Below are 8166 nucleotides of genomic sequence, written 5' to 3' on the forward strand. Positions count from 1 at the left end.
GCACCCGCCGGTGCGCGGCGAGCGACCGCCCCGCGCCTGACGCGCCAGGCGCGGGGGGCTCTCAGGCGTGCAACGTGATCGGTAGCTTCTCGAAACCGTGATGCCCGAGGCCCGCGCAGAGCTCGGGCTCTCCCAGCGTCACACCGCTGAACCGGTCGAGCAGTCGGTTCAAGAAGACTTCGCCCTCGATGCGGGCGAGCGGGCCGCCGAGGCAGTAGTGCGGTCCCGCCGCGAACGACAGATGCGGGTTCTCGGTGCGGCCCACCTCGAAGGAATCGGGCTCGGCGAACACCTCCGGATCGCGATTGGCCGCGCCGAGCATGATGATGACGTTCTGGCCCGCCGTCAGGTCGGCGCCGAGGAAGGTCGTCGGCTTCAGGACACTGATGATGTCGACATGGGCCGGCGCGTCATAGCGCAGCATCTCCTCCACCGCCGAGGGAATCAGCGCGCGGTCCGCCCGCAGCCGCTCCAGCGCACCCGGGGTTTCCAGCAGCGCGTACAGGCCGTTGCCGAGCATGTTGGCCGTCGGCTTGTTCCCGCCGGCGAAGAGCAGGATCGCGGTGGCTATGGCCTCCGTTTCGTCGAGCACCTCATCGGCCTCGGAAGCGATGAGCCTGCTGAGCATGTCGTCGCCCGGATTCTTGCGCTTCTCGGCGAGCAGCTCGGAGAAGTACGCGGCCAGCGTGTTCTCCGCCCTGGCGCCCTGCACGATCTCGTCGGACGTCGCGGCCGGCTCGATGAGCAGCCCCATGTCGTGAATGGCCGGCGCGATCAACGGCCGGTCGGACTCCGGGACGCCCAGCAGGTCGGAGATGACATGAACCGGAAGCGGCATGGCGAAGGTAGTCATGAAGTCGCCGCCGGGATCCGCCACGAGACGGTCCATCAGTTCATTGTTCCAGCGCTCGATGGAAGGCCGCAGCGCCGCCACGTGCCGGGCGGTGAAGGCCGAACTGACCACACGGCGCAGCCGAGTGTGGTCCGGCGGATTCGTCAGGATCATGCTGCGCTGCATGCGCTCCATGACCGGCCGCAGCTCGGCTTCCGGTATGTCCTTGACATGAAGCCGCAGCCATTCGTCACCTTTGCCGAAGTTGCGGTTGCGCAGCGCGGCGTCGCCGTCCTGGTGCCGGGTCAGCACCAGGGTGCTGCCGTCGCCGGTGAGCAGGGCGGGGGCCATCTCACGCAAGCGGTGGTAGTCCGGGAAGGGGTCGGCCGGCGGGGCGCTCAGCAACTGGAAGTACAGCTGCTCGGCCTCCGGATGCTGCTGCGCAAGCACGGTGGACACGGCGGTGTCAGGGCTCATCGTCGGACTCCTCATGACAGAAGCGATTGCCTGCCGACGTGCCGCTGCAGCCATCGTGATGGCACGGCCGGCCAGGGTACGTCGGCATCGTAAGTACGCGGCGTGCTCCAGTCGTTCTCCTGAATTGCTGGTTATGGGCCGGTCGAGTCGTCGGCCCCGCCAGGAAGCGCCCGCGCGATCCGTTCCAGAGGCACGCGTCGGCCCGTACACCGTGCCGGGACGCGGTACCGCACGTGTCCTGCGCCTCTCCCTCTCCACTAAGCCCTTCAACAGCCTTGACACCAGCGGCAACTTGACGCCCTACTGGACCTTGCGCAGCGATTTGACAACGTTGTCCGACTCGCAGGGAGGGGCTCGGGGATGCCGCACAGATCACGCAGACCTCGCTTCAGACACCATCGTTCGGCCGCGGTCCTCGGAGCGGCCGCGTTCACTCTCGTCGCGACGGCGCAGGGTGCCGCCGTCGCCAAACCGGAGAAACCACCCAAAGCAGCAAAGGAGTTCGTCTCTTCGTTCGAAGAGGGCGATGTACAGCCGGACTGGCTGAACACCGTCGAAACCGGCCCCGACGGCAAGAAGCGGACCGCCGGTGTCAACGGCGCGTTCAGCGCCGGCATCCCCGGCAGTGTGAACGACCACGTCACCGAGGTCCGCGCCAGCGGCGAGAACTCCTCGGGAGGTGAGGTCAAGGAGAACCTGATCGACGGTGAGCCCACCAGCAAGTGGCTGACCTTCAAGCCCACGGGGTGGGTCGAGTTCGACCTCGATGAGCCCGCCAAGGCCGTGACGTACGCGCTGACGTCGGCGAACGACCACGACGAGCGCGACCCCAAGGACTGGACCCTGCAGGGTTCCACGGACGGCAAGGACTGGAAGGACCTCGACACCCGCAAGGGCGAGAAGTTCGACAAGAGGCACCAGACCAAGAAGTACGACTTCGACAACAGCACCGAGTACGCCCACTACCGCCTGGACGTCACCGCCAACAACGGCGCATCCGACGCCCTCCAGCTCTCCGACGTCCAGTTCTCCGTCGGCGGCAGCGAGAGCCCCGCCCCCGAGGACATGCTCTCCCTCGTGGACCGCGGCCCCAGCGGCTCCCCCACGGCGAAGTCGGGCGCCGGGTTCACCGGCAAGCGCGCCCTTCGCTATGCGGGCAGCCACAAGGCGGACGCCCGCGGCTACTCGTACAACAAGGTCTTCGACGTGAACGTCTCGGTGCGGCGTGACACCGAGCTTTCGTACCGGATCTTCCCCTCCATGGCGGAGGGCGACCTCGACTACGACGCCACGAACGTGTCCGTGGACCTGGCGTTCACCGACGGCACCTATCTGAGTGACCTCAAGGCCACGGACCAGCACGGCTTCCCGCTGACCCCACAGGGCCAGGGCGCCGCCAAGGGCCTCTACGTCAACCAGTGGAACAACGTGGCCGCGCGGATCGGGCAGGTCGCGGGCGGCAAGACCGTGGACCGGGTGCTCGTCGCGTACGACTCCCCCAAGGGTCCGGCGAAGTTCCGCGGCTGGGTCGACGACGTGTCCCTGAAGGAGAAGGCTCCGGCGAAGCCGAAGGCCCACCCTTCGGACTACGCGGACACCACCCGCGGCACGAACTCCAGCGGCGGCTTCTCGCGCGGCAACACCTTCCCCGCGACGGCCGTCCCGCACGGCTTCAACTTCTGGACGCCGGTCACCAACGCGGGTTCGCTCAGCTGGCTCTACGACTACGCGCGCGGCAACAACGCGGACAACCTGCCGACGATCCAGGCGTTCAGCGCGAGCCACGAGCCGAGCCCCTGGATGGGCGACCGGCAGACCTTCCAGATGATGCCGTCGGTCGACAAGGACACCCCGTCCGCGGACCGCACCAAGCGCGCGCTCCCCTTCAAGCACGAGAAGGAGACGGCACGCCCGCACTACTACGGCGTGACGTTCGAGAACGGTCTGAAGGCCGAGATGGCCCCGACCGATCACGCGGCGATGATGAAGTTCACCTATCCCGGTGACGACGCGAGCGTCATCTTCGACAACGTCTCCGAGAAGGGCGGCCTCACCCTCGACAAGGAGAGCGGTGTCGTCAGCGGCTTCTCGGACGTCAAGTCCGGTCTCTCCACCGGTGCCACCCGCCTCTTCGTGTACGGGACGTTCGACGCGCCCGTCACCGCGGGCGGCAAGCTCGACGGCGGGGGCGGCGGCGACGTCACCGGCTATCTGCGCTTCAAGGCCGGCAAGGACCGCACGGTCAACCTGCGCCTGGCGACCTCGCTGATCAGCCTCGACCAGGCCAAGGCCAACCTCAACAGCGAGATCCCCTCCGGCACCTCCTTCGACCGCGTGAAGAACCGCGCGCAGAAGAGCTGGGACGACATCCTCGGCAAGGTCGAGGTGCAGGGCGCGAGCGAGGGGCAGCGGACCTCGCTCTACTCCTCCCTCTACCGCCTCTACCTCTACCCGAACTCGGGCTTCGAGAAGGTCACTTCGGGCGGCAAGTCGAAGTACCAGTACGCCTCTCCCTTCTCGCCGCAGACGGGACCGGACACCCCGACCCACACCGGCGCGAAGATCGTCGACGGGAAGCCGTACGTGAACAACGGCTTCTGGGACACGTATCGGACCACCTGGCCCGCGTACTCCTTGCTCACGCCGAAGAAGGCTGGTGAGCTGGTCGACGGGTTCGTGCAGCAGTACAAGGACGGCGGCTGGACGTCGCGTTGGTCGTCGCCCGGCTATGCCGACCTGATGACGGGCACCTCGTCGGACGTCGCGTTCGCCGACGCGTACGTCAAGGGCGTGGACTTCGACGCCAAGGACGCGTACGACGCGGCGCTGAAGAACGCGACGGTCGTGCCGCCGAGCAAGGGCGTCGGCCGCAAGGGCATGGAGACCTCCCCCTTCCTCGGCTACACCCCCAGCGAGACCCACGAGGGCCTGTCCTGGGCACTGGAGGGCTACGTCAACGACTACGGCATCTCGCGCATGGGCCAGGCCCTCTACAAGAAGACGGGCGAGAAGCACTACAAGGAGGAGTCGGAGTACTTCCTCAACCGCGCCCGGGACTACGTGCACCTCTTCGACGGCAAGGCGGCCGGGGAGGGCTTCTTCCAGGGCAAGGACAAGAAGGGCGACTGGCGCGTCCCGTCCGACAAGTTCGACCCGCGCGTGTGGGGCTACGACTACACGGAGACGAACGCCTGGGGTTACGCCTTCACCGCCCCGCAGGACTCGCGCGGTCTGGCGAACCTCTACGGCGGCCGCAAGGGCCTCGGCGACAAGCTCGACAAGTACTTCGCCACTCCGGAGACCGGCTCCGCCGAGTTCGCGGGCTCCTACGGAGGGGTCATCCACGAGATGACCGAGGCACGCGACGTACGCATGGGCATGTACGGGCACTCCAACCAGGTCGCCCACCACGCCGCCTACATGTACGACGCGGCCGGTGAGCCGTCCAAGACGCAGGAGAAGGTCCGCGAGGTCCTCTCCCGCCTCTATACCGGCAGCGAGATAGGGCAGGGCTACCACGGCGACGAGGACAACGGCGAGCAGTCGGCCTGGTACCTCTTCTCCTCGCTCGGCTTCTATCCGCTGGTCATGGGCAGCGGCGAGTACGCGATCGGTTCGCCGCAGTTCACGAAGATGACCGTGCACCTGGACGGCGGGCGCGACCTGGTCGTCAAGGCGCCCAAGAACAGCGCGAAGAACGTGTACGTCCAGGGCCTGAAGGTCAACGGCAAGAAGTGGACCTCGACCGCGCTCCCCCACAAGGAGATCGCGCGCGGCGGAGTCCTGGAGTTCGACATGGGCCCGAAGCCGTCGGCCTGGGGCACGGGCAAGAACGCCCAGCCGTCGTCCGTCACGCAGGACGACAAGGTGCCGTCGCCGCGCGGTGACGCCATCAAGGGTGACGGCGCGCTCTTCGACAACACCTCGGACACGGAAGCCACTTCGGCGAACGCCGTGGATCTGCCGGTCAGCAAGAAGACCAAGGCGGTGCAGTACACGCTGACGTCGTCCGCCGACAAGGCGAAGGCGCCGCGCGGCTGGGTCCTCCAGGGCTCCACCGACGGTGAGAAGTGGAAGGACCTCGACAAGCGGTCCGGCCAGTCCTTCGCCTGGGACAAGCAGACCCGGGTGTTCACGGTCGACCGTCCGGGGTCGTACGGGCACTACCGGCTGGTGCCGGTCGGGTCCGCGACGCTCGCGGAGGTCGAGCTCCTGAGCTGATCCTTCTCGGGAGGCAGTACCGCGCAGCATGCGTCAACGCGGGGGCGGGAGTGGCGAGTTCACTCCCGCCCCCGTTCGCGTTCTCCGATCAAGCCATTGGCCGGAACAATCCTGGTCTCACACTCCCCGCGGATGGACACTCACCTCGTAACGCACCTTTTGTCATGATCACGCCACAGATCACGCCACTGGTCGCATTGCTGATCGCATCGTTGATCGCGTTATTGAGGGGAGACCACCCGTGTTACGAAGACCCCGCTCGAAGGCCGTCGCCGTCATCGGCGCCCTCGCCATCGGCGCACCACTCACCGTCCTCGGCCCCGCGTCCGCAGCACCCGAGAAAGCACCGAAAGGCAGCTGTACGGTGCCCGAGGACTGGTCGAGCTGTGTGCGTGTGACCACGCACCTCGACCGGGCCCCCTCAGTGGGACAGCAGGCCCGCCTCGACATCACCGTGGACACCCGCGTCGACCTCTCCGACGCCCGCGTCCAGGCCGACCTCCCCGCCGCCGTCGACTGGGCCTCCGCGCCCGCCGGCTGGCAGTTCAAGGACCTCGGCCAGCTCCTTCCCGAGGACGGCGGCACGGTGCACCGAGCCCAGCGCACCATCGACCTGGCGGCCGGAAAGACCCTGCGCTTCTCGCTCCCGGTCAAGGGCGTCAAGGCCGCCGCCACCTCCGTGCGCGCCCGCGTCGAAGGCGCATCGGCCGAGCCCGCCGACCGCGACGACCACCTCCAGCTCCTCACGGTCGGCGCCACGCCCGCCGCCTCCTATCTGGGCTTCGACCAGCGCCGCAACTCCGCCGCGCTGCGCCGGCTCCCTGACGACGTCAAGCTCACCCCGGCCGAGCCGGAGCGGCCGTTCGAGCCGGTGGCCGGCCGGACGAAGCTCCCGAAGCCGCACAGCGACGACGCCCGCTCCGGCGAACCGTCCGCGAAGGCGCTCTCCTGTGTCACCGGCACCGTCGGCTACACGGAGCCGGGCGGCGCGCATCCCTCGCCGAACATCCAGGTCGAGGCCTGGGACTACGACTCCTTCGGCGCCGACGACCTGCTCGACTCCGCGCTGACCGACGGCAGCGGCGGCTTCCGGATGTGCTTCGACAACAACGACACCTCCAACGGACAGGACGTGTACGTCAAGGTCCGCACCGAGAGCGGTCTGTGGCGGGTCGTCGAGGACAACTTCCTCAGCCGTGACGTCTACGAGTTCCGCTCCGGCCGGCGCGACGACATCGGCGACGGCCGCACGGTGGACCTCGGCCGGATCGCCCCCGGCGACCAGACGATGAACCGGGTCTTCCACGCGTTCGACCTGGCGAACCAGGCCAAGAACTGGACGCCGGGCGAGTGCTGGGACGCCCGCGACACCGGCGACTGCCGCCGTATGGAGATCGTCTATCCCGACGACGACTCCAACGACAACAGCCGCTACTCGTGGGACGACGAGAGCGTCTGGCTGGAACCCGCAGCCCCCGACGACCGCACCGACACCGTGCACGAGTACGGCCACGCCGTCATGGCCGACGCGTACGAGGACATCAAGCCCGCCACCGACAACTGCAGTCCCCACTCCATGAACACCCGCAGTTCGAAGGGGTGCGCCTGGGTAGAGGGCTTCGCGAACTTCTATCCGATGGCGATCTTCAACCGGGACGAGTACCGGGGCTGGCACGTCGAGGACACCAGTTCCTACAACAGCGGTGACGACACCGAGGGCCGGGTCACCGGCTCGCTGTGGGACCTCATGGACCCCGCCGGTGAGCGCTACTGGGACTACCACCAGGAGTCCGCGAAGGACGCCATCTGGGACACCCTGCTCGACCGCAGGTCCACCACCTTCCAGGAGTTCTGGACCCAGCGCGGCCAGGAGGGCCACGACGTGGGCTCGGGCCCCGGCGGTGCGCTCTACCAGAACGGCATCGACTACGGCTTCCGCAACCAGCTCGCCGACGGCCGGTCCAAGACGCTGCCCACACCGGATCCGCAGCACAACTACCGCTACGACACCACCTTCCGCTTCTGGTCGGTCGTGGCGCTGCGGCCTCCGTCCGGCGTCGACTACGACCTCGACCTGTACGACGATCAGGCCTTGCAGCAGCGGCTCGACGTCAGCCTGGCCACCGGGGACACGGTCGACTTCATCGCCGTCGACTCCGGCGCGAGGGCTCCCGGCGACTACTACCCGGTCGTGAAGCGGCCGTTGGGCGGCACGGGTACCGGTGAGTACCGCATCGAGCTGGCCGACAGCGGCAAGCTGCTCATCAACTCCGACACCAGGACGATGAACGGCGCCGACGACGTGTCCGCCGTCTGGGACACGTGCCCGGCGAGCGGCACCGAGGTCACCGTCACCGCGACGCCGTCCGACGCGAGCCAGGACGCGGAGCTGTTCCTGATGGACTCCGACCCGGCCGACGGCAAGACCGCTGTCCGCGGCCGTTACGCGGCGTCCGCCTCGTCGATCGGGAACGGTCCCGGCCAGGCCGAGTCGTTCAAGTTCACGGCGCAGGGCGGCTGTTACGGGGTCGTCCTGATCAACAAGGCCGGTTCCGGCACGTACACCGTGACCCAGTCCTGAGCCGCTGACGCCACGGCCCGTAGGGAGTCGCCCGTGGCGGTGGAACCCACGGGGC

The 8166-nt window shown here is 68.0% G+C and carries 3 protein-coding genes; 2 read left to right on the forward strand and 1 reads right to left on the reverse strand.

Annotated features, from left to right (window positions below):
• Positions 1-61 precede the first annotated feature (61 nt).
• A complete protein-coding gene (locus ACFQ7F_RS44215) occupies positions 62-1309 on the reverse strand; it encodes a cytochrome P450 (protein ID WP_383284870.1) in 1248 nt (415 codons plus the stop codon).
• Between the two features lie 360 nt (positions 1310-1669).
• Here ACFQ7F_RS44215 and ACFQ7F_RS44220 point away from each other — a divergent pair, with 360 nt between their 5' ends.
• Positions 1670-5530 carry a GH92 family glycosyl hydrolase gene (locus ACFQ7F_RS44220; RefSeq protein ID WP_383284873.1) on the forward strand — a complete coding sequence of 1287 codons (3861 nt, stop codon included), beginning with the start codon at positions 1670-1672 and terminating at the stop codon, positions 5528-5530.
• A 241-nt stretch (positions 5531-5771) separates the two neighbouring features.
• Complete coding sequence (locus ACFQ7F_RS44225; RefSeq protein ID WP_383284876.1) at positions 5772-8111, forward strand: hypothetical protein; 2340 nt, start codon at positions 5772-5774, stop codon at positions 8109-8111.
• Positions 8112-8166 lie beyond the last annotated feature (55 nt).

This window comes from Streptomyces sp. NPDC056486, assembly GCF_042795295.1.
In the GTDB taxonomy this organism is placed as follows: Bacteria; Actinomycetota; Actinomycetes; order Streptomycetales; family Streptomycetaceae; genus Streptomyces.